The 19,497-nt window shown below is 68.1% G+C and carries 21 protein-coding genes; 12 read left to right on the forward strand and 9 right to left on the reverse strand.

The window, feature by feature from the left end; translation table 11 throughout:
* Window positions 1-245: 245 nt before the first annotated feature.
* Window positions 246-683 carry a hypothetical protein gene (locus AWC08_RS36040; RefSeq protein WP_142283942.1) on the forward strand — a complete coding sequence of 146 codons (438 nt, stop codon included), beginning with the start codon at window positions 246-248 and terminating at the stop codon, window positions 681-683.
* A 434-nt stretch (window positions 684-1,117) separates the two neighbouring features.
* On the opposite strand, the gene AWC08_RS32420 is transcribed toward AWC08_RS36040, so the two are convergent.
* The 4 genes from AWC08_RS32420 to AWC08_RS37265 form a co-directional block, all read right to left on the reverse strand.
* Window positions 1,118-2,455, reverse strand: a complete 1,338-nt coding sequence (locus AWC08_RS32420) for a hypothetical protein (RefSeq protein WP_069433709.1) — start codon at window positions 2,453-2,455, stop codon at window positions 1,118-1,120.
* A complete protein-coding gene (locus AWC08_RS32425) occupies window positions 2,452-2,829 on the reverse strand; it encodes a hypothetical protein (RefSeq protein ID WP_065134026.1) in 378 nt (125 codons plus the stop codon). Before AWC08_RS32425 ends, AWC08_RS32420 begins: the two co-directional genes overlap by 4 nt.
* 4 nt (window positions 2,830-2,833) lie before the next feature.
* Window positions 2,834-4,615, reverse strand: a complete 1,782-nt coding sequence (locus AWC08_RS32430) for a hypothetical protein (RefSeq protein WP_065134064.1) — start codon at window positions 4,613-4,615, stop codon at window positions 2,834-2,836.
* 113 nt (window positions 4,616-4,728) lie between these two features.
* The gene (locus tag AWC08_RS37265; RefSeq protein ID WP_167545011.1) at window positions 4,729-4,872 is read right to left on the reverse strand and encodes a hypothetical protein; all 144 of its coding nucleotides are present in this window, start codon (window positions 4,870-4,872) and stop codon (window positions 4,729-4,731) included.
* A gap of 190 nt (window positions 4,873-5,062) precedes the next feature.
* Between AWC08_RS37265 and bioB the strand changes: the two genes are divergently transcribed.
* From bioB to AWC08_RS32445, 3 genes are read left to right on the forward strand one after another with little or no spacing between them, the layout of a single operon-like run.
* Complete coding sequence (bioB, locus tag AWC08_RS32435; RefSeq protein ID WP_069433708.1) at window positions 5,063-6,109, forward strand: biotin synthase BioB; 1,047 nt, start codon at window positions 5,063-5,065, stop codon at window positions 6,107-6,109.
* A gap of 10 nt (window positions 6,110-6,119) precedes the next feature.
* Window positions 6,120-6,347 (forward strand): biotin synthase auxiliary protein BsaP, encoded by a 228-nt coding sequence (bsaP, locus tag AWC08_RS32440; RefSeq protein ID WP_065134024.1) that lies wholly within the window; start codon window positions 6,120-6,122, stop codon window positions 6,345-6,347.
* On the forward strand, window positions 6,344-7,009 hold the full coding sequence (locus tag AWC08_RS32445; protein WP_069433707.1) for a DUF2567 domain-containing protein: 666 nt from the start codon (window positions 6,344-6,346) through the stop codon (window positions 7,007-7,009). Before bsaP ends, AWC08_RS32445 begins: the two co-directional genes overlap by 4 nt.
* Here AWC08_RS32445 and AWC08_RS32450 read toward each other — a convergent pair.
* Complete coding sequence (locus tag AWC08_RS32450) at window positions 7,006-8,346, reverse strand: lipase family protein (RefSeq protein ID WP_069433706.1); 1,341 nt, start codon at window positions 8,344-8,346, stop codon at window positions 7,006-7,008. The genes AWC08_RS32445 and AWC08_RS32450 overlap by 4 nt on opposite strands.
* Window positions 8,347-8,553: 207 nt before the next feature.
* The gene (locus tag AWC08_RS32455) at window positions 8,554-9,264 is read right to left on the reverse strand and encodes an NUDIX hydrolase (RefSeq protein ID WP_069433705.1); all 711 of its coding nucleotides are present in this window, start codon (window positions 9,262-9,264) and stop codon (window positions 8,554-8,556) included.
* A 47-nt stretch (window positions 9,265-9,311) separates the two neighbouring features.
* On the opposite strand from AWC08_RS32455, the gene nadA reads away from it, so the two are divergent.
* The 3 genes from nadA to nadC are packed head-to-tail and all read left to right on the forward strand — an operon-like array spanning window position 9,312 to window position 12,846.
* The gene (gene nadA, locus AWC08_RS32460; RefSeq protein ID WP_083271146.1) at window positions 9,312-10,415 is read left to right on the forward strand and encodes a quinolinate synthase NadA; all 1,104 of its coding nucleotides are present in this window, start codon (window positions 9,312-9,314) and stop codon (window positions 10,413-10,415) included.
* A complete protein-coding gene (locus AWC08_RS32465) occupies window positions 10,412-11,989 on the forward strand; it encodes an L-aspartate oxidase (protein WP_085088737.1) in 1,578 nt (525 codons plus the stop codon). The genes nadA and AWC08_RS32465 overlap by 4 nt, the downstream gene beginning before the upstream one ends.
* On the forward strand, window positions 11,989-12,846 hold the full coding sequence (gene nadC / locus AWC08_RS32470) for a carboxylating nicotinate-nucleotide diphosphorylase (protein WP_069434587.1): 858 nt from the start codon (window positions 11,989-11,991) through the stop codon (window positions 12,844-12,846). The genes AWC08_RS32465 and nadC overlap by 1 nt, the downstream gene beginning before the upstream one ends.
* Here the strand turns inward: nadC and AWC08_RS32475 are convergent, their stop codons facing one another.
* On the reverse strand, window positions 12,847-13,557 hold the full coding sequence (locus tag AWC08_RS32475; protein WP_065132362.1) for a trimeric intracellular cation channel family protein: 711 nt from the start codon (window positions 13,555-13,557) through the stop codon (window positions 12,847-12,849).
* A gap of 9 nt (window positions 13,558-13,566) precedes the next feature.
* Window positions 13,567-14,133, reverse strand: a complete 567-nt coding sequence (locus tag AWC08_RS32480) for a TetR/AcrR family transcriptional regulator (protein WP_065132361.1) — start codon at window positions 14,131-14,133, stop codon at window positions 13,567-13,569.
* A gap of 40 nt (window positions 14,134-14,173) precedes the next feature.
* On the opposite strand from AWC08_RS32480, the gene AWC08_RS32485 reads away from it, so the two are divergent.
* Entirely contained in the window at window positions 14,174-15,202 is a 1,029-nt protein-coding gene (locus AWC08_RS32485) for an alcohol dehydrogenase catalytic domain-containing protein (protein WP_065132360.1), read from the forward strand.
* Between the two features lie 98 nt (window positions 15,203-15,300).
* Here AWC08_RS32485 and AWC08_RS32490 read toward each other — a convergent pair whose 3' ends face one another.
* On the reverse strand, window positions 15,301-15,723 hold the full coding sequence (locus AWC08_RS32490; protein WP_065132359.1) for a nitroreductase family deazaflavin-dependent oxidoreductase: 423 nt from the start codon (window positions 15,721-15,723) through the stop codon (window positions 15,301-15,303).
* Window positions 15,724-15,786: 63 nt separating this feature from the next.
* Between AWC08_RS32490 and hisD the strand changes: the two genes are divergently transcribed.
* The 4 genes from hisD to hisH are packed head-to-tail and all read left to right on the forward strand — an operon-like array spanning window position 15,787 to window position 19,497.
* Entirely contained in the window at window positions 15,787-17,130 is a 1,344-nt protein-coding gene (gene hisD, locus AWC08_RS32495; protein ID WP_065132358.1) for a histidinol dehydrogenase, read from the forward strand.
* Window positions 17,127-18,266 carry a histidinol-phosphate transaminase gene (locus AWC08_RS32500; RefSeq protein ID WP_069434749.1) on the forward strand — a complete coding sequence of 380 codons (1,140 nt, stop codon included), beginning with the start codon at window positions 17,127-17,129 and terminating at the stop codon, window positions 18,264-18,266. Before hisD ends, AWC08_RS32500 begins: the two co-directional genes overlap by 4 nt.
* Entirely contained in the window at window positions 18,260-18,880 is a 621-nt protein-coding gene (gene hisB, locus AWC08_RS32505; protein WP_065132356.1) for an imidazoleglycerol-phosphate dehydratase HisB, read from the forward strand. The genes AWC08_RS32500 and hisB overlap by 7 nt, the downstream gene beginning before the upstream one ends.
* The gene (hisH, locus tag AWC08_RS32510) at window positions 18,877-19,497 is read left to right on the forward strand and encodes an imidazole glycerol phosphate synthase subunit HisH (RefSeq protein ID WP_065132355.1); all 621 of its coding nucleotides are present in this window, start codon (window positions 18,877-18,879) and stop codon (window positions 19,495-19,497) included. The genes hisB and hisH overlap by 4 nt, the downstream gene beginning before the upstream one ends.

The following is a 19,497-nucleotide window of genomic DNA, read 5'->3' on the forward strand; positions in this document are numbered from 1 at the left end:
ATCTGAGTGTGATGTCGGTGGTCTAGTTGGTGCGCAAACAGTCATGATGACCCCAAATGGCCTGCAGTCGAGATGTTGGCGAGATGGACGCAGCCGATCTCTTGACTTCGACATTTCCTGATTCCCGCATTTTGGATGAAGCTTTGCCTGGCAGGGTTCCGCTTGCAACGACCACCGAAACCATTCAGTAGGGAGTGGCCGATCCGTCTGAACGGCCCTCACCCAAACCACAGGAGCAGCGAGCTATGACCGCACCCGGCAATTACGGTTTGGACGGATACGAACTAAGCGCGGCCGAAATGGACGAACTAAAGTGGGCGACGTTCAGCTATGAATTCGCCTTCGATCGTTACACCCAGTTAAGGAAACTCGAGCCCGACGGGGAGTTTGACGGCAAGCCGCAAGGGAAGGCAGCATTCCGGCGGGTACGAGCGACCCAAGATGAACTGGAGCAATTAAAACAAAGGATTCGTGATCAGAGGCGGGTGAGTCCTCCAAAAGCCGAGGTAAAGCCTGATCAAATGCCCGATTGCGATCCTGTCGATGATTACGCCAAGTATGCTGACGACGTCACGGGCCGTGCTGATCGTGATGCACCCGAAGCGAGCGGGATTATCGGAAACGCAGTACGGCAATTGACATCAATGGCCGCGATGGACGGAATGCCCGGCAGCGTGGGGTAGCGGTATCCAGATGCCCCCGTGCGGCGTTGTTCACCAAGGCACCGACGAGATGACCAGCTACGTAGCCGCCGGAGCGGAATCGGCTGAAAGCATGAAGCGCCGGTGGGACGACGTGTCCGGTCCGGCTAGCGGGTGCGCGGTGACTGCCAAAAACTCTATGTCCGGCCCCGAGCCCGGGTCCACACGGGCTGGGAGCGGTTGTGCCGGGACCGCTCGGCCCATCACGTCGATCGCCCCGCCGCGCCGACTGGCCTTGGCGAAGGCGGAGCTCCGCAGCGCGGCGGCCGTGCCCGTCCGACGAAGCCGGTATGGGTTGTCAGCGACTGCCACCGGGGCTCACTCCGGCGCAAGCATCGACCACAAGCGCGGGCTAGCCATACCTGCGGCTATCACATTCGTATCGTCGTCACACGGTTGACTGCGCAGCATTGGGGTTAGCCGCCGAACAGCAGATACAAGCCCATGAACGTGTAGCCGACCATCACCAGCATCATGGTCAGCTGCCCAGTGAGCTGATTTGCCGGCGGCAGCAGTCGCAACGCTTTGTCATGCGCGGCGATGACCGCCACGATGTGCCCGGTGACCACGCAGGTAACCTTGATCGTGGACAGCACGGCGGGATGCATCGACAGGATGTAGGCGACGTGCCAGTCGCGACTGATCGGATCGGCCAGGGCGATGACGGCCTGCTGACCGCGCTCCACCAGGTAGGTGAGGTAGTGCGCGAAGATGTAACCGACCACGATGGGGATCAGCGAGTGCGCCATCTGGCCGGGCAACGCCCGGCGCTGCTCGGCATCGACTCCTCCCGTGGCCCGCGCCGCGAACGAAAACGTCAGCGCTACAACCGAAATGAACAAGATCAACCCGACGGTTCGCAGCGCCGACGACGTCACCGTCTCCGGCACCACGCGCGCCCCCCGCGTCACACCGTCGGCGAAGTTGCGCCACGTCGGCGATGCGGAGAAGCTATCGAACGCCGTCGAGCCGAGCAGGACCGCCAGCATCGCCACCACGCCCGGACGCACGGGGAGCGACGGCAGGTGGTCGAACGGGTTGCCGACGACAATCTTGCCGGTCTCGGCGTTACGCCAGAACGGCGACAGGCGGGAAACGGCCATGCTGTAGACGCCGAACGGGTCGACTCGCGCCAGCCAGCGCTGCCCGCACAGCCACGCCCCGACCAACAGCACCAGGGTGTAAATCAGCAGCCACATCTTCACCGCGAATACCGAGGCCGAGTCGGGACTGGCCAGCTCCATCCAGACGAACGCGAACAACCCCAGCGCGGCCGGACGGTAACCCCAGCTCTCGGGATAGGAGAACCGCGGCCGGGAGAGCCGCTCCGGCAGGCACCGCCGCAGCACGACGTACACCGTCCGCACCGGCGAAATGACCCGCCACACCGGCCCGAAGACCACTGAGAGCGCGACCAGCCCCACCCACAGCAGCACGTAGAACGCGCCGAGCAGGCCGTTGGCCTGCGTCTGCGGACCGAACACCCCGACCAGCAGCACCCACACCGCGAACAGCAACGCCAGGCCGGCCACCAGCCAGCGGGTGAGGCGAGCGTCGACCAGGGTGGTCATCGCGTCGGGCAACGCGTGCCCGGGCTTGCCCGGTTCGAACCGAGGCCGCTTCCAGGCCAGGGCGACCACGGCAAACGTGAACGTCAATGCCCACGCCGCACCGATCAGCGCGAACGTGTATGGGACCGGGAGATCGTTCGATCCGCCGAGGCCATGCGCCAGCACCGCCCCAGCGCCGGTCACGGCTGGACTTGAATGGTCGCAATCGTGCGCTTGAGGTGATGCAACTCGACGTCGACGTTGCCAGGCACGTCCACGCTGAACTGGAACGTCTGATTCGGCGCAGCCGCGATCTCGAACTTGTGATCAGGCACCGAATGCACATGCAGCTCGTCGGTGACGTCGCTGGTGATCCGTAGCGTGATCTGCTCTTTCACCTTGGCCTGCAGCGTGGCGTTCGTCGGAGTCACCTGACCGTTGGCGATGGTGACCTCGATCGTCAGTCCGGGGTGCGCCCCGCCACTGGTCTGGCGGTCCGGCTTCGAACTGCCCCCACAGGCGACCAGCGTGCAGGCCAACACGGCCGCCCACGCGGCGGCGAGGATGCGTGCCGTCATCGTGTCATGCCGCCCTGGGCAGGGGATGGGCTTCCTCCTCCGACCGCCGGGGCTTGGTCGTCTCGCCGTTGATGCGGCCAGCGCCCCACGTCAGCGCGGCGATCACCATCAATGTGAAAATCAGCACCAAGATAGAACCCGCCGTGAACAGCCACTCCGGCGCGTTCGGGTCCCGTTCGCGCTGCAGGATGGTGTTCTCTAGGACGAAGGGCCGGGTGATCACGGGCTGGGCCGGGATCTCGGGAGCCGGAATCGCCTCGTCGGCTGGTGCGTAGATCGGCACGGCGGTCATGGTGTAGCCGTCCTGGACGCGCAGCAGCGTCTTCCACGATCCCCAGACGGGAATGGGTTCGGTGCTGCGGTAGTGCCCCGGGCCGACTCGCTGCAGCCGGTCGATGACCAGGCCACGCTGGTTCTCCATCTTGCCCTGCCACGACGTGATCGACACCCAGTCGGGTTCGTCCTTGATCAGGTCGGGTGGGTTGATCTGGACGTCGGCGGACACCATCTGCTTCCCGGGCTCGCTGGGCAACTCGGTCAATTTGATGGTTGCGGTGTTCTTGCTCGGGATGTTGATATGCAGGCCGTTGGCTACCGCTCCGCCGATCACGACGACGGTTGCCGCGACGATCGCGATGCCGATTGCACGGCGCGGCAGGGGCTGCCCGGTGAGGACCATCCCGGTCAACGCCCCGCACAGGCCCATCATGACCGCGACGGGCACCGACATCGCCAGGGCCTCGCCCCACATGCTGGTCGGCCACGGGTAGTGATAGACCGCGCCGACCCACAGGGAACTCAGCCACAGGCCGAGGGTGCCCACCAGCAGCCCGGCCACGGCGCCGAAGGCGATCGGGCGCTTGAACAGGGGGGTGAGGGCCAGCAGCTCGACCACCAGCGCCGGTCCCAGGTAGAGCGGGAACCAGTTGATCGGGGCGCCCAGGACGGGGCCGACGGTGAAGGCCACCGCGCCGCGCAGCGCGATGGCGAACAGGGCCGCGATGATCGCCGCACCCTTGCCCAGCGTCATGCGGGCTACCACCAGAGCCAGGGCGGCCACGCCGGCGATCATCATGGGGTGGAATGCCAGGCGGAACTGCTGGACACCGAAGTCGTATTCGATCTGGTAGACCGACAAGCCGATCAGCAGTCCACCGCAGGACAGGTAGCGCAGGACCCGCACGAACGGCCTCTCGGGCGGTGCGTCCGGCAGCGCGCGCCCGCCTTCGTACTCGAGCATCAGCACCGAGAACAGCGAGAGACCGGCACCGCCGATCATCATCAGGTGCGTTGGTCCCCACAGTGTGACGTCCTGGCCGAAGATGCGGTGCCAGATGTCATCCAGCGGGAACCCCAGAAGGGCGTACATCCCGCAGCCAGCCATCAGGATGCCGCCGACGGGCGCGTGCCAGTTGTCGGTGATGCGCACCGGCGCCGGGCCGGGCTCGTCGAACGGCAGCACGATGGCGATCATGCCGCCCAGGAAGATCCCGAACAGGCCGAAGATGATGAAGTAGTGCGCCGGATTGGCCAGTGGTCCGGGGTCGCGGCCTTCCCCGATGTGCCAGCTGACGTCCCAGATGAATCCGAACAGCGCGCAGATGATCGACGACGTGTACACCAGCACCGGCAGCGCCACCCAGGACGGGCGCCGGAACTTGACTCCGAGCCAGTCCGCGAAACGCTCCAGCCAGGTGATTCGCCGGGTGCGGTGGGCCCAGCCGATGGCCAGCATGATCAAAGTGATGACCACCGCGGCAGCCGAAAGGCCGATCACCTGGTTCAGTTCGGCTCCACGAGCCGCCGGTGCCTCCGCAAGAACTGTCAATTCCACCGCGATCGCCTCCCGTTGCGCACGGCTGACTAGGACGAACCTGTAATGCCCAAATGAGGGGCTGATCAATCCTGCTTTTTGTCGGAGCTTCGCCGGTTCCGCATCGCGACATACAACACCACTCCCGCGACGATCAGCGCGGGCAGGAACGCGGGGATAGCCAGCCAGATCCCGTGGTCGGCCAGATAGGTGACGGGAGGGTTGCTCATGTCGGTTCCTATACCCGTTGTTTACGGAGTGAGCTACGTCGCGCCGGCCCGCCCGGAGAGCATCCGCCGACGCGGCGCCCGTTACCCTAACCTGAACGGATTTTCATTCGGGCTGCCACAACGACGCGGCCGTGCAACTAGATGCGGTCCGACCATGCTCGGACACGATCGACAAGCAGGGGAGTACCCGGTGACCCAAGCGCCAACTCGACCGACCAGCGACACCGGCCAGGATGGCACTGATATCGACATTTTGGCGATCGCGCGCGAGCAGGTGCTGGAGCGTGGCGAGGGCCTGAGCAAGGAACAGGTGCTGCAGGTCCTGCAGCTGCCCGACGGGCGGTTGGAAGAACTGCTCGCGTTGGCCCACGAAGTGCGGATGCGCTGGTGCGGACCCGAGGTGGAGGTCGAAGGCATCATCAGCCTCAAGACCGGCGGCTGCCCGGAGGATTGCCACTTCTGTTCGCAGTCGGGTCTGTTCCAGTCGCCGGTGCGCAGCGCGTGGCTGGACGTGCCCAGTCTGGTCGAGGCGGCTAAGCAGACGGCCAAGTCAGGGGCGACCGAGTTCTGCATCGTGGCCGCGGTGCGCGGGCCCGACGAGCGGTTGCTCGCGCAGGTGGCGGCCGGCATCGAAGCGATCCGCAACGAGGTGGAGATCCACATCGCGTGCTCGCTGGGAATGCTGGACGCCGAGCAGGTCGAGCGGCTGGCGGCGATGGGAGTGCACCGCTACAACCACAACCTGGAGACGGCCCGTTCGTTCTTCACCAATGTCGTCACCACGCACACCTGGGAAGAGCGCTGGCAAACGTTGTCGATGGTGCGCGACGCCGGCATGGAGGTCTGTTGCGGCGGGATCCTGGGCATGGGCGAGACGCTGGAGCAACGGGCAGAATTCGCCGCCGAGCTGGCCGAATTGAACCCGCACGAGGTGCCGCTGAACTTTCTGAACCCGCGCCCGGGCACCCCGTTCGGCGACCTGGAGGTGCTGCCTGCCAGCGAAGCGCTCAAAGCGGTTGGCGCGTTCCGGCTGGCGTTGCCGCGCACGATGCTGCGGTTCGCCGGTGGCCGCGAGATCACCCTCGGTGACCTAGGTGCCAAGCAGGGGATCCTCGGCGGGATCAACGCCGTGATCGTCGGCAATTACCTGACGACGTTGGGCCGTCCCGCCGAAGCTGACCTGCAACTGCTCGACGACCTGCAGATGCCGCTCAAGGCGCTCAACGCGAGCTTGTAGAAAGAGAAGCGTGGCGGGAGATTCGGGTGCTCCGGTCGGGGCCGGCGCATACAACGTCTACACCGGCGAACCGGCGGGCTCGGCCACGCCCACGGCGGCTCAGCTGGGTCTGGAGCCGCCCCGGTTCTGCGCCGAGTGCGGGCGCCGGATGATCGTGCAAGTCCGTCCCGATGGCTGGTGGGCCCGCTGCTCCCGGCACGGACAAGTGGACTCGGCCGATCTGGAGGCACGGCGATGACTGAGGTGACCGCAATTCCGGAGGTTCCGGGAGCCGTCGAGCGGCGGCCGCGCACGTCTCGGACACGGGCATTGCTCACCGTGGTGCTTGTGCTCGGTGCGGCCGGTGTGCTGGTGGGCGGGCTGTGGGCGTGGATCGCCCCGCCGATCCACGCCGTGGTGGCGGTGAGCCGCAAGGGCGAGCGGGTGCACGACTATCTGGGCAGCGAATCGCAGAACTTTTTCGTGGCGCCGTTCATGTTGCTCGGTCTGCTGGGCGTGCTGGCGGTGGTAGCGGCCGTGGCGGCGTGGCAGTGGCGCGAGCATCGGGGGCCGCAGATGGTCGTCGCGCTCACCATCGGGCTGATCGGCGCCGCCGCGGCCGCCGCGGGCGTGGGAGCGCTGCTGGTCCTGCTGCGTTACGGCGCACTGAACTTCGATACGGTGGCACTTGCCTCCGGCGACCACAATGTGACCTACGTCAGGCAGGCGCCGCCGGTGTTCTTCGGTCACCTGCCGGTGCAGATCGCCGCGACGCTGCTCGCGCCGACGGCCGTCGCGGCTTTGATCTACGCCCTGGCCGCGACCGGGTCGGTGCGTGACGACCTGGGCGGCTATCCGCCCGTCGACCCGCGCCCGGCCGTGGTGCCGCCGCCCGTCCCGACCGGCCCGGCAACCCCTTAAAGCGGACGCCGGTGGATTTTCCTGCCGGTGATGACCTTGGCCGCGATCACCGCGAGCCGCGCCATGCCGGCGTAGGTCATCGGGTTGAACATGGTGGGCCAGGTGGTCCGGATGAGGTGGTCGGTGATGGGGCGACCGGCGAACCGGTCGATGAGCCAGCGCAACGCCATCGGCGACGACAGCGGGTGCAGCAGCATGTGCTCGTTGAACGCGTCGCGGTGGTAGGTGACGTCGGCGCCCCCCGCTGAGTAGGAGTCGGCCAGCGCGTCGATGTCGTCGACGCCGATGAGGTAGTCGTGCACGGCCTGCACGATTAGCACCGGCGGCGTCGGCACCGCGACGCCCAGGGTGGTGCTGTCGAAGACATGCGTCACCGCGGGGGTGGCCAGGATGTCCTCCAACGGCTCGTCCAGGTAGTCGGCCATGTTCTTCTTGGCCATTGAGATGACGGCTTCCGCGGTGGTCATCCGCTCCATGCTTTCCAGCATGGCCAGGCCGTCCTCGTTGGCGTGTTCCTTGATCACCGCATCGAGGTCCGGGTAGGCGTGGGTCAGTGCGGCCACCACCATCGCGGGCAGACCCGCGAGCAGGCTGCCGTTCAGCCGCTTGAACGTGTTCCCCAGGTTGCCAACGGGCGAACCCAGCACGGCGCCGACGATGTCGAGTTCCGGCGCGTATTCGCCGCACATCTCCGCGGCCCACGCGCTGGCCAATCCGCCACCGGAGTAGCCCCACAGGCCGATCGGCGCGGACGGCGGCACGCGCAGCCGCTCCGAATTATGCACCGCCCGCAGCCCGTCGAGCACGCGGTATCCGGGCTCGTACGGGGTGCCCCACAACCCGTGCAGGCCCTCGTGGTCAGGTACCGACACCGCCCATCCTTCGGCGACGGCGGCGCTGATCAGCAGCAGCTCCAGCTGGGCCAGTGAGCCGACGGCCTTGGCGCGGCGCCGCAGCGCGTAGGAGGGGAAGCACCGCGACGAGATGGCGTCGATAGCGCACTGGTAGGACAGCAGCGGCATGGTCTTGCCCGGAGCGACTTCCTTCGGCATCAGCACCGTCGTCACCGTCGCCTCGGGATTGCCGTTCATGTCGGTCGTCCGGTACAGCAACTGGGTAGCCGTGCTGGACTGCGGAATCAGGCCCATGAAGGCCAGTTCGACGTCGCGGGAGCGCAGCACGGTGCCGGGCGCGGCATGCTGGAAGCCGGCAGGCGGCTGGTAGAACGGGTCGTCCGCGGGCAGCAGCGGGCGGACCTTGCGCTGCAGCTCCTCGTGCGGGGGCCGTCCGATCCATTCGGCCCCGGTTTCGCCTCCCAGCTTCGCGAGCTCCACCATTAAGGCTCCCTTCATGGCCTTCGTCGCGCCCAGCGGTCCGGATCCAGGGCTGCGGTCGGGCTAGTCACAATGCGGCGCCGGCTGCTTTTGGCGGCCAGCGCCTCTTACCAGAATCTTATTTCGCCTTATCCAACTCTTATACAAGCTAGTGTACAAACCGCCGACACGCCTAAAGCCGCACGGCGTGCCGCTTGTCACAATCCATTGTCAGCCCTGTCCTGGGGGCCTAAGAGCGGCAAATTCGTCGGTGACCCGCAGCTGGGAGTCGGTGAAGCGATAGAGCGCGGCCGGGCGCCCGCCGCTGCGGCCGGACTGGGCGATGGTGCCCGTCTGGGTGATGACCTTGCGACGGGCCAGCACGCGCTGCAGATTGGTCGCGTCGACTTGATAATTCAGTGCCGCGCCGTAGATGTCGCGCAGCGTGGATAACGCGAATTCTTTTGGCGCCAGAGCGAACCCGATATTCGTATAGGACATCTTGGCCACCAGGCGGGTGCGCGCGTGGGCCACCATCGGTCCGTGGTCGAACGCCATCGGCGGCAGCGCGTTGACCGGATGCCAGCGCGTGTCCGAGGGTAGTTCGGGCCGCGCGGGGGATGGCACCAAACCCAGGAAAGTCGAGGCGATCATCCGAACGCCCGGCACCCGCTGCGGATCGGAGAACACCGCCAGCTGCTCCAGATGGGACAACTCGCGCAGGTCGACCTTTTCGGCGAGTTGCCGGCGGACCGAGGTGGTCATGTCCTCGTCATTGCGCAGCCGCCCCCCAGGCAAGGACCACGCGCCCTTCTGCGGGTCCTGGGCACGCTGCCATAACAGCACGTTCAGCTGCGGTTTTCCGCTGCGAGGGCCATCGGTAACCATTCGAACCTGGAACACGACGGCGAGCACTTCATGGGCGGTGCTAGTATTAGGCATGTTTTCGATTGTAAGTCGAAAACCTCCTGAGGTCGAAAGGAGCCGCCATGACGGTCATGAATCGCATGGACACGCTCGGCGAGCGGCGATCGCAAGCGCGGCGAAGCCGGGCGCCGCGGGTCGGCGCCATCGGCGGTGAGCTAGCGGCCCGCATCATCAGCACGCCCACCGGGTTCACCGGGGTCGACGGCGACGCGCAATGGGCAGCCGAGATCCGTCGGCTGGCGCGCCTGCGCGGCGCCACCGTTCTGGCGCACAACTACCAACTGCCGGCCATTCAGGACGTCGCCGATCACGTGGGGGACTCACTGGCGCTGTCGCGGATCGCCGCCGAGGCGCCGGAGGACACCATCGTGTTCTGCGGCGTGCACTTCATGGCCGAAACCGCCAAGATCCTCAGCCCGGACAAGACCGTCCTGATCCCCGATCAGCGGGCCGGCTGCTCGCTGGCCGACTCGATCACACCCGACGACCTGCGCGCGTGGAAGGCCGAGCACCCCGACGCCGTCGTCGTGTCTTACGTCAACACCACGGCGGAAGTGAAGGCGCTCACCGACATCTGCTGCACGTCGTCCAACGCCGTCGACGTCGTCGCCTCCATCGACCCCGACCGCGAGGTGCTGTTCTGCCCGGACCAGTTCCTGGGCGCGCACGTACGCCGGGTGACCGGCCGCAAGAACCTGCACGTCTGGGCCGGCGAATGCCACGTGCACGCCGGTATCAACGGCGACGAGCTCGCCGAGCGGGCCCGCGCGAACCCCGACGCCGAGCTCTACGTGCATCCCGAATGTGGTTGTGCCACTTCGGCTCTGTATCTGGCCGGGGAAGGCGCTTTCCCTGCCGAGCGGGTCAAGATCCTGTCCACCGGCGGCATGCTCGACGCCGCGCACCAGACCCGTGCCCGCAAGGTGCTGGTCGCCACCGAGGTCGGCATGCTGCACCAATTACGCAGGGCGGCACCGGAAGTCGACTTCCAGGCGGTCAACGACCGCGCGTCGTGCAAGTACATGAAGATGATCACGCCCGCGGCGTTGCTGCGTTGCCTGATCGACGGCGCCGACGAGGTGCATGTCGATCCGGACGTCGCGGCGGCGGGCCGGCGCAGCGTGCAGCGCATGATCGCGATCGGCCAGCCCGGCGGTGGCGAATGACCACCCGTCCGATGTGGCGCGACAGCGCCGACGTCATCGTCATCGGTATGGGCGTGGCCGGTCTGGCCGCGGCGCTCGCCGCCCACCGCGCCGGGTCCCGGGTCGTCGTCCTGAACAAAGCGGCCAAGACGCGTGGGGTCACCGCGACCCACTACGCGCAGGGGGGCATCGCCGTGGTGTTGCCCGACAACGACGATTCCGTCGACGCCCACGTGAGCGACACACTGACGGCCGGTGCGGGACTGTGTGATCCCGACGCCGTCTACTCGATCGTCGCCGACGGATATCGCGCCGTCACCCAATTGGTCGGTGACGGAGCACGATTCGACGAAGTGGTGCCCGGCGCCTGGGACGTGACCCGCGAGGGTGGGCACTCCAAGCGACGGGTGGTGCACGCCGGTGGTGACGCCACCGGAGCCGAGGTGCAGCGCACGCTCGACCGCGCCGCCCGCACGCTGGACATCCGCAGCAGCCACGTGGCGCTGCAGATCCTGCACGACGACACCGGCGTGACGGGAGTCCTGGTGGCCCGACCGGACGGCACCGGCATTATCAGCGCTGCGTCGGTGATCCTGGCTACCGGCGGTCTCGGTCATCTCTATAGCGCCACCACCAATCCGAACGGCTCCACCGGCGACGGGATCGCACTGGGCTTGTGGGCCGGTCTGGCGGTCAGCGACCTGGAGTTCATCCAGTTCCACCCGACGATGCTGTTCGTCCCCGGCGCCCAGGGCCGGCGCCCCCTGATCACCGAGGCCATCCGCGGTGAGGGTGCAAAATTAGTTGACAGTCAAGGCAATTCGATCACCGCAGGCGTGCATCCGATGGGTGACCTGGCGCCGCGTGATGTGGTCGCGGCCGCCATCGACGCCCGATTGAAAGCGACCGGCGACCCGTGCGCCTTCCTCGACGCCCGGAGCATCGCGGGCTTCGCCGCGCGGTTCCCCACCGTCACCGCCGCCTGCCGGGCCGCCGGCATCGACCCGGTCCGCCAACCCATCCCGATCGTTCCCGGCGCGCACTACAGCTGCGGCGGCGTCGTCACCGACGTGTACGGCCACACCGAGCTGCCGGGCTTGTACGCGGCCGGCGAGGTCGCCCGCACCGGGATGCACGGCGCCAACCGGCTGGCCTCCAACAGCCTGCTGGAAGGCCTGGTGGTCGGCGGCCGCGCCGGAGAGGCGGCGGCCGCGCACGCGGCCGCCACCGGATGCCCGCGCGCCAAGATGCCCGAGCCGATAGTCCGCACCGCACTGCGGCGCGGCGACCTGCAGCAGGCGATGAGCCGGGATGCCTCGGTGGTGCGCGACGCCGACGGGTTGCGTCGGTTGGCCCACATGCTGGGCGCGGCCCCTGCGCGCGCCGTGACGTGCCGCCAGGACGCGGAGGACGTGGCGCTGACACTGGCAGCGCGCACGGTGACCGCCGCAGCCTTGGCCCGCACCGAAAGCCGCGGCTGCCACCACCGCGCCGAGTACCCGTCGACCGCCACCGAGCAGGGCCGCAGCGCTCTGGTGCGGCTGGCTGCCGACTTCAGCTCCGTTGAGGTGGCGACCCTGGTGGCGGTGGGCTGATGAAGCTGGATGCCGCGGAGCGCGCCGATGCGATGGCGATCATCAGGCGCGGCCTGGACGAGGATCTGCGCTACGGGCCGGACGCCACCACGCTGGCGACGGTGTCGGCCGACGCCGTGGCCACGGCGTCGATGGTGCCGCGCGAGCCAGGGGTGATCGCCGGGGTGGACGTGGCGCTGCTGGCGCTCGACGAGGTGATCGGCAGTGACGGCTACCAGGTGCTGCACCGCGTGGAGGACGGTGCCCGCGTAGGCCCGGGTGAGCCGCTGCTGACGGTGCGGGCGCAAACGCGCGGCCTGTTGACGGCCGAGCGGACGATGCTCAACCTGGTCTGCCACCTGTCCGGCATCGCCACGGTGACCGCGGCGTGGGTGGAGGCGGTGGAGGGCACACGGGCCCAGATCCGGGACACCCGCAAAACCCTGCCGGGCCTGCGGGCGCTGCAAAAGTACGCCGTGCGCGTCGGCGGTGGCGTCAACCACCGGCTCGGCTTGGGCGATGCGGCGCTGATCAAGGACAACCACGTCGCGGCCGCAGGGTCGGTGGTGGCGGCACTGCGCGCGGTTCGGGCCGCCGCGCCGGAGCTGTCCTGCGAGGTCGAGGTGGATTCACTCGAGCAGCTGGACGAGGTGCTGCCGGAGCAGCCGGAATTGATCCTGCTCGACAACTTTCCGGTGTGGCAGACGCAGATCGCCGTGCAGCGCCGCGACGCGCGCGCCCCCGAGGTGCTGCTGGAATCCTCCGGCGGGCTCAGTCTGGACACCGCCAAGACCTATGCGGCGACCGGGGTGAATTACCTCGCCGTCGGGGCGCTGACGCACTCGGTGCGGGTGCTGGACGTCGGCCTGGATATGTGATTAGACCTCAGGAGGCGGCGCCGGCCGCCGGTTGACCCGCACCGCGATCCGCGGCAGCAGCCTGCCCGGCGACCGCTGGATGTCGTAGTCCCAATCCAGGCCCGTCCAGAGTTGCCACCCGCGCCACCGGGCAAGCAGCACGAAGCCGGCGCCGACCAGGGTGGCCAGCACCATGCCCGCCGACGCACGCCCCACATAGTCGAGGGCCACCGCCACCACGCTCGCGGCCACCGCGCAAGTGGCGTAGAGCGTGTTGCCGCCGAAGATTTGCGGTGTCCGTCGTACCGCGAGGTCCCGCAGCGCGCCGCCACCCACCGCGGTGATGGTGCCGAGCAGAATGGCGGGCAGCCAGCCCAGGCCGACGTGCAGGGTTTTCTGGGCTCCGGCGGCTGCCCAGCACCCCAGCGCCAGGGCGTCGACCACCGGGAAGACCAGCGCCCACGCGCGGTCGTGCACCGGGGTGAGGAAGGCGACGATCGCTCCGGCGATGACCGCCAGCGGGTACAAGAAGTCGGTGAGCGCGACCGGCGGGCCGTGTTGCAGCAGGGTGTCGCGGATCAAACCGCCGCCCAGTCCGGACAGGGTGGCCAGCGCGGCAAACCCGATGGGGTCCAGGTGCAATTCGCGGGCCACGATCCCGCCGAGGATGGCGTTGCCGAACACTCCGGTCAGGTCGATGACCCGCAGGAATTCGCCAACGGTATCGGTCACGCCAATACGTTAAACCGTCAACAGCACGCGTGCCGCAGCCTTCGCGGCGTCGAGCGCGGCCGTGTCTCCGCTGGTCCGTGACAGGATCAGCGCTCCCTCGATCAACGAGATCACCGCCAGACCGGCCTGCCCGGCGCGGCCAGGGGCCCAGCCGTCCCGGCCCAGCCGGTCGGTGATCGCCGCGCACCATCCCGCAAAGGCCCGGGCGGCGGCGTCGCGCACCGCGGCACTGCCGTGCACGGCCTCGGTGGCCAGCGGTTCGACGGGGCAGCCGTCGCGGGGGTCACCGGCTAGGCCCGCTGCCAGCACGTCGATCCATCGATCGACGATGTCGCTGACCGGTCTGTCGGTGGACAGCAGCTGGCGCAGCAGTTGTTCGATGGCGGACCCGGTGGCCTCGACCGCCGCCGCCGCCAGCTGCTGTTTGCCGTGCGGAAAGTGGTGATAGAGCGAGCCGGGCTTGACGCCCGCGTCTTCGAGGATCTGGTTCAGGCCGGTGGCCGCGTACCCCTGGCGGCGGAACAACGTGGCCGCCGCGTCGAGGAGCGCGGCGCGGCTGCGGTCAGGTCTTGGCATACCCTTGACAATACTTGAGTGATCACTCAAGAATGTTGCAATGAGGCAACTAATCCACGCAGACGCCGGTAGCTACGAGTGGCGGGAGGTCGCCGACCTCGAGGTGTCGGCACCAGGGCAGGCCTTGGTCCGCCCGCTGGCGGTCGCGTGCTGCGACCTGGATGTCGCGGTCTGCGCGGGCCGGTTGCCGTTGCCGCCGGGTTACGCGGTCGGTCACGAGGGACTGGCCGAGGTCGTCGCGGTCGGTGACGCAGTCTCCGAGGTGCGGGTGGGGGACCGGGTGGTGGTGCCGTTCCAGATCAACTGCGGAACCTGCCGCGAATGTCGGCGCGGGGTGACCGGGTCCTGCGGTTCGCTGCCGTTGCTGGCGATGTACGGGATGGGTCCGATCGCCGGTCTGGACGGCGGCGGTTTCATGTCGGATCTGGTGCGGGTGCCCTACGCCGACGCGATGCTGATGCCGGTCCCGGACGGGGTCGATCCCGTGGCGATCGCGTCATTGTCGGACAACATCCCCGACGGCTGGCGCACGGTTGGACCATTTGCGGAAGAACTTGCCGGCCTGGACCCGGTCGACCGCCGGGTGCTGGTGGTCGGTCGGGCGTCGATCGGGTTGTACGCGGCGGCGTTCGCGGCCGCATTGGGAGCCCACGTCGACTACGTCGACACCGACCCGCACCGGCTGTCGGCCGCCGAGAAGCTGGGCGCGACCGTGCACGACCGGGTCAAGCCGGCCAAGCAGTGGGATCCGTATCCCGTCACGGTGAACACGTCGGCCGACCCGGCGCTGCTGGCTGCCGCGTTGCGCGCGACCTGGCCCGATGGGGTGTGCACCGACACCGGCATCTACTACCAGCCGGCCGTCGAGTTGGCGTTGTTACCGCTCTATACCCGCGGCGTGCGGTTCGTCACCGGCCGGGTCAACGCCCGCGCCGCCATCCCGCAGGTCCTGGAATTGCTGGCCGCCGGCTGTGACCTGTCGCCGGCCGTCGACCGCATGGTGCCGTGGGAGGAGGCGCCGGAGGCGTGGCCGGCGATGACCGGCAAAACCGTCTTCGTCCGCAGCTGAATCTCGGCACTTCGCGTGTGCGGTCACGACGCAAATACTGCCGATTTGCCTCCCTCGGCGCACACCGAAGGCGGTGAGCGCACACTCGACGCCGGGGATCAGGCGATGTCGCCCACGAAGACCGCCATGCGGCGCAGTTGTGTCCGCGCCATCTTGGGCAGGCCCTCGGCTTCCGGGCCGGTGGTGCCGGCCGGCAGGATGCGCGCATTCGTGATGTGCAGCGTCTGGCGGGCGTAGCGCACGTCGGCCTCGCCGGCGGCGACGACGTTCTTCACCCAGTCGGTCTTGCCGTGCCCCAGGGCGATCGCCAGCACATTGCCCTTGCGGTAGGTGGTCACGATCGTCTGGTACGCCTTACCGGACTTGCGGCCGCGATGTTCGATGGTCGCGGTGCCGGGCAGGTACCGGGCGATCGGCTTCAGCAGCGGGTTGAGGTACTTGACCTGGATGTTCTCGAACCACACCGGGAAGATCATTGGGACGCCTGGGGCGTTGTTGGGGTGTTGATCCCGTGCAGACATGGCTGGCTCCTTTTTACCCGCGCACTGTACCGGTCGAATATCGACTTGAGCTGCTCTGGGACAATGGTCGACGTGACCACATCGCCTTCGCCACTGGCCCGTATCGACTTGCGGGGTGTGGAGTTGACGGCTGCGCGCTTGCGCGCTGAGCTGCCCCGCGGCGGCGTGGACGTCGAAGCCGTGCTCCCCAAGGTGCGGCCCATCGTCGAGGCCGTCGCCGAGCGGGGTGCGGTGGCCGCGCTGAACTACGGCGAGGAGTTCGACGGTGTCCGGCCCGCCGCCGTCCGGGTACCCGACAGCGCGCTGGAAGCAGCCGTCGTCGGCCTCGACGCCGACGTGCGCGAAGCGCTGCAGGTGATGATCGAACGGACCCGCGCCGTCCACGCCGATCAACGTCGTGCCGACACCACGACGACGCTGGGCCCGGGCGCCACCGTCACCGAACGCTGGGTCCCCGTGGAGCGGGTGGGGTTGTACGTGCCCGGCGGCAACGCGGTCTACCCGTCCAGCGTGGTGATGAACGTGGTGCCGGCCCAGGCGGCCGGGGTCGAGTCGCTCGTCGTGGCCAGTCCGCCGCAGGCGGCCTTCGGCGGCCTGCCGCACCCGACCATCCTGGCCGCCGCACACCTGCTGGGCGTCGACGAAGTGTGGGCGGTCGGCGGGGCGCAGGCGGTGGCGTTGCTGGCTTACGGCGGCACCGACACCGGCGGCAGCGAACTCGTCCCGGTCGACATGATCACCGGACCCGGCAACATCTACGTCACGGCCGCCAAACGGCTGTGCCGATCCCAGGTCGGCATCGACGCCGAAGCCGGGCCCACCGAGATCGCCATCCTGGCCGACCACACCGCAGACCCCGCACACGTGGCCGCCGACCTGATCAGCCAGGCCGAACACGACGAGATGGCCGCAAGCGTCCTCGTCACCCCCAGCCCCGAGCTGGCCGACGCCACCGACGCCGAACTCGCCGCCCAGCTGCAGACCACCGTTCACCGTGAGCGGGTGACCACGGCGCTTGCCGGCCCGCAGTCGAAGATCATCCTGACCGACGACCTTGATGCGGCGGTCAAGGTGGTCAACGCCTACGCCGCCGAGCATCTGGAGATTCAGACCGCCGATGCGGCAGCGGTGGCGACCCGGATCCGTTCGGCCGGAGCCATTTTCGTCGGGCCCTATGCACCGGTGAGCCTCGGCGACTACTGCGCCGGCTCCAACCACGTGCTGCCCACCGCCGGCAGCGCCCGCCACTCCAGCGGCCTGTCGGTGCAGACCTTCCTGCGCGGCATCCACGTCGTCGACTACACCGAGGCCGCGCTCAAGGACGTCTCGGGTCACGTCGTCACGCTGGCCAAGGCCGAAGACCTGCCGTCGCACGGCGAGGCCATTCGCCGGAGGTTCGAGCGATGACTCGACCTACCCTCGACGAGCTGCCGCTGCGGGAGGACCTGCGCGGCAAGTCGCCCTACGGCGCGCCGCAACTCGACGTGCCGGTGCGGCTGAACACCAACGAGAATCCGCACCCGCCGACCCAGGCGCTGATCGACGACGTCGTGCGCTCGGTGCGCGAGGCGGCTGCCGACCTGCACCGCTACCCGGACCGGGACGCGGTGGCGCTGCGCACCGACCTGGCCGCCTATCTCAGCGCTCAGGTCGGGATACCTGTCGCCGTCGAAAGCGTGTGGGCCGCAAATGGTTCCAATGAAATCCTGCAGCAGCTGCTGCAAGCCTTCGGCGGGCCGGGCCGCAGCGCCATCGGCTTCGTCCCGTCGTATTCGATGCACCCCATCATCTCCGACGGCACCCGCACCGAATGGCTCGAAGCCGCGCGCGCGGATGACTTCAGCCTGGACATCGAGCAGGCAGTCGCCGCCGTGGTGGACCGCCGGCCCAATGTGGTTTTCGTCGCCAGCCCGAATAACCCATCCGGACAGAGCATCTCGCTGGCCGAACTGCGCCGGCTGCTCGACGTGGCACCGGGCATCGTGATCGTCGACGAAGCCTACGGCGAGTTCTCCTCGCAGCCCAGCGCCATCACCCTGGTCGACGAATACCCGACCAAGCTCGTCGTCACCCGGACCATGAGTAAGGCGTTCGCGTTCGCCGGCGGGCGACTGGGCTACCTGGTCGCCACTCCGGCGCTGGTCGAAGCCATGCTGTTGGTCCGGCTGCCCTACCACCTGTCGTCGGTCACTCAGGCGGCCGCCCGCGCGGCGCTGCGGCACGCCGATGACACCCTGGGCAGCGTCGCCGCCCTGATCGCCGAACGGGAACGGGTGTCAACGGCGCTGGTGCACATGGGGTTTCGGGTCATTCCCAGCGATGCCAACTTCGTCCTGTTCGGTGAGTTCGCGGACGCGGCGGCCGCCTGGCAGCATTACCTGGAAGCCGGCGTCCTGATTCGCGACGTCGGCATTCCGGGTTATCTGCGCGCCACCATCGGAATGGACGACGAGAACGACGCGTTCTTGCGGGTGAGCGCCCAGATCGCCACCAGTGATCTGGCCGGCCCCAGCACGGTACGCGCGGAAGTAGGAGCATCGTGACAACCGAACACCGGCGTGCGCGCATCGAACGCCGCACCCGCGAATCCGACATCGTGATTGAACTCGACCTCGACGGCACGGGTGAGGTGGATATCGACACCGGCGTCCCGTTCTACGACCACATGCTGACCGCGCTGGGCAGCCACGCCAGCTTCGACCTGATGGTGCGCACCAAGGGCGACGTGGAGATCGAGGCGCACCACACCATCGAGGACACCGCGATCGCCCTGGGCACCGCGCTCGGGCAGGCCCTCGGCGACAAGAAGGGCATCCGGCGCTTCGGCGATGCGTTCATCCCGATGGACGAGACGCTGGCTCACGCCGCCGTCGACGTGTCCGGCCGCCCGTACTGTGTGCACACCGGCGAACCGGATCACCTGCAGCACACCACGATCGCCGGGAACTCGGTGCCCTACCACACCGTCATCAACCGGCATGTGTTCGAGTCGCTGGCCTCCAACGCCCGCATCGCATTGCACGTGCGGGTGCTCTACGGGCGCGACCCGCACCACATCACCGAGGCGCAGTACAAGGCCGTCGCCCGCGCGCTGCGCCAGGCTGTCGAGCCCGACCCGCGGGTGTCGGGTGTGCCGTCCACCAAAGGTGTGTTGTGACAGGCAAATCCGTCGTAGTGCTGGACTACGGCTCCGGTAATCTGCGCTCGGCGCAGCGCGCGCTGGAGCGTGTTGGTGCGAACGTCGAAGTCACCGCGGACCCCGAGAAGGCCCTGGCTGCGGACGGATTAGTGGTGCCCGGTGTCGGCGCCTTCGAGGCGTGCATGACCGGCCTGCGCAAGATCGAGGGCGAGCGGATCATCGCCGAGCGGGTCGCCGCCGGACATCCGGTGCTGGGCGTCTGCGTGGGCATGCAGATCCTGTTCGCCCGAGGGGTGGAGTTCGGGGTGGAGACCACCGGGTGCGGCCAGTGGCCCGGCGCGGTGACCCGCTTGGATGCGCCGGTGATCCCGCACATGGGCTGGAACGTGGTCGACGCTGCGCCGGACAGCGTCCTCTTCCGGGGCCTCAGCGCCGACACCCGGTTCTATTTCGTCCACTCCTACGCCGCGCAGCGGTGGGAAGGTTCACCCGAAGCGATGTTGACGTGGGCCACACATCAGGTGCCGTTTCTGGCGGCGGTGGAGGACGGACCTTTGTCCGCCACCCAGTTCCACCCGGAGAAGAGCGGGGACGCCGGGGCCGCAATCCTGCACAACTGGGTCGAGGGGCTGTAG

The organism is Mycobacterium gordonae (assembly GCF_002101675.1).
GTDB lineage: Bacteria > Actinomycetota > Actinomycetes > Mycobacteriales > Mycobacteriaceae > Mycobacterium > Mycobacterium gordonae.

Coding starts and splice junctions, on each gene's coding strand:
- AWC08_RS32500 (WP_069434749.1), top strand. CDS start 17,127: ATGACTCGACCTACCCTCGACGAGCTGCCGCTGCGGGAGGACCTGCGC.
- AWC08_RS32490 (WP_065132359.1), bottom strand. CDS start 15,723: ATGTCTGCACGGGATCAACACCCCAACAACGCCCCAGGCGTCCCAATG.
- AWC08_RS32425 (WP_065134026.1), bottom strand. CDS start 2,829: ATGACGGCACGCATCCTCGCCGCCGCGTGGGCGGCCGTGTTGGCCTGC.
- AWC08_RS32450 (WP_069433706.1), bottom strand. CDS start 8,346: ATGGTGGAGCTCGCGAAGCTGGGAGGCGAAACCGGGGCCGAATGGATC.
- AWC08_RS32455 (WP_069433705.1), bottom strand. CDS start 9,264: ATGCCTAATACTAGCACCGCCCATGAAGTGCTCGCCGTCGTGTTCCAG.
- AWC08_RS32485 (WP_065132360.1), top strand. CDS start 14,174: ATGAGGCAACTAATCCACGCAGACGCCGGTAGCTACGAGTGGCGGGAG.
- AWC08_RS32480 (WP_065132361.1), bottom strand. CDS start 14,133: ATGCCAAGACCTGACCGCAGCCGCGCCGCGCTCCTCGACGCGGCGGCC.
- nadA (WP_083271146.1), top strand. CDS start 9,312: ATGACGGTCATGAATCGCATGGACACGCTCGGCGAGCGGCGATCGCAA.
- AWC08_RS32465 (WP_085088737.1), top strand. CDS start 10,412: ATGACCACCCGTCCGATGTGGCGCGACAGCGCCGACGTCATCGTCATC.
- AWC08_RS36040 (WP_142283942.1), top strand. CDS start 246: ATGACCGCACCCGGCAATTACGGTTTGGACGGATACGAACTAAGCGCG.
- AWC08_RS32445 (WP_069433707.1), top strand. CDS start 6,344: ATGACTGAGGTGACCGCAATTCCGGAGGTTCCGGGAGCCGTCGAGCGG.
- AWC08_RS37265 (WP_167545011.1), bottom strand. CDS start 4,872: ATGAGCAACCCTCCCGTCACCTATCTGGCCGACCACGGGATCTGGCTG.
- hisD (WP_065132358.1), top strand. CDS start 15,787: ATGGTCGACGTGACCACATCGCCTTCGCCACTGGCCCGTATCGACTTG.
- nadC (WP_069434587.1), top strand. CDS start 11,989: ATGAAGCTGGATGCCGCGGAGCGCGCCGATGCGATGGCGATCATCAGG.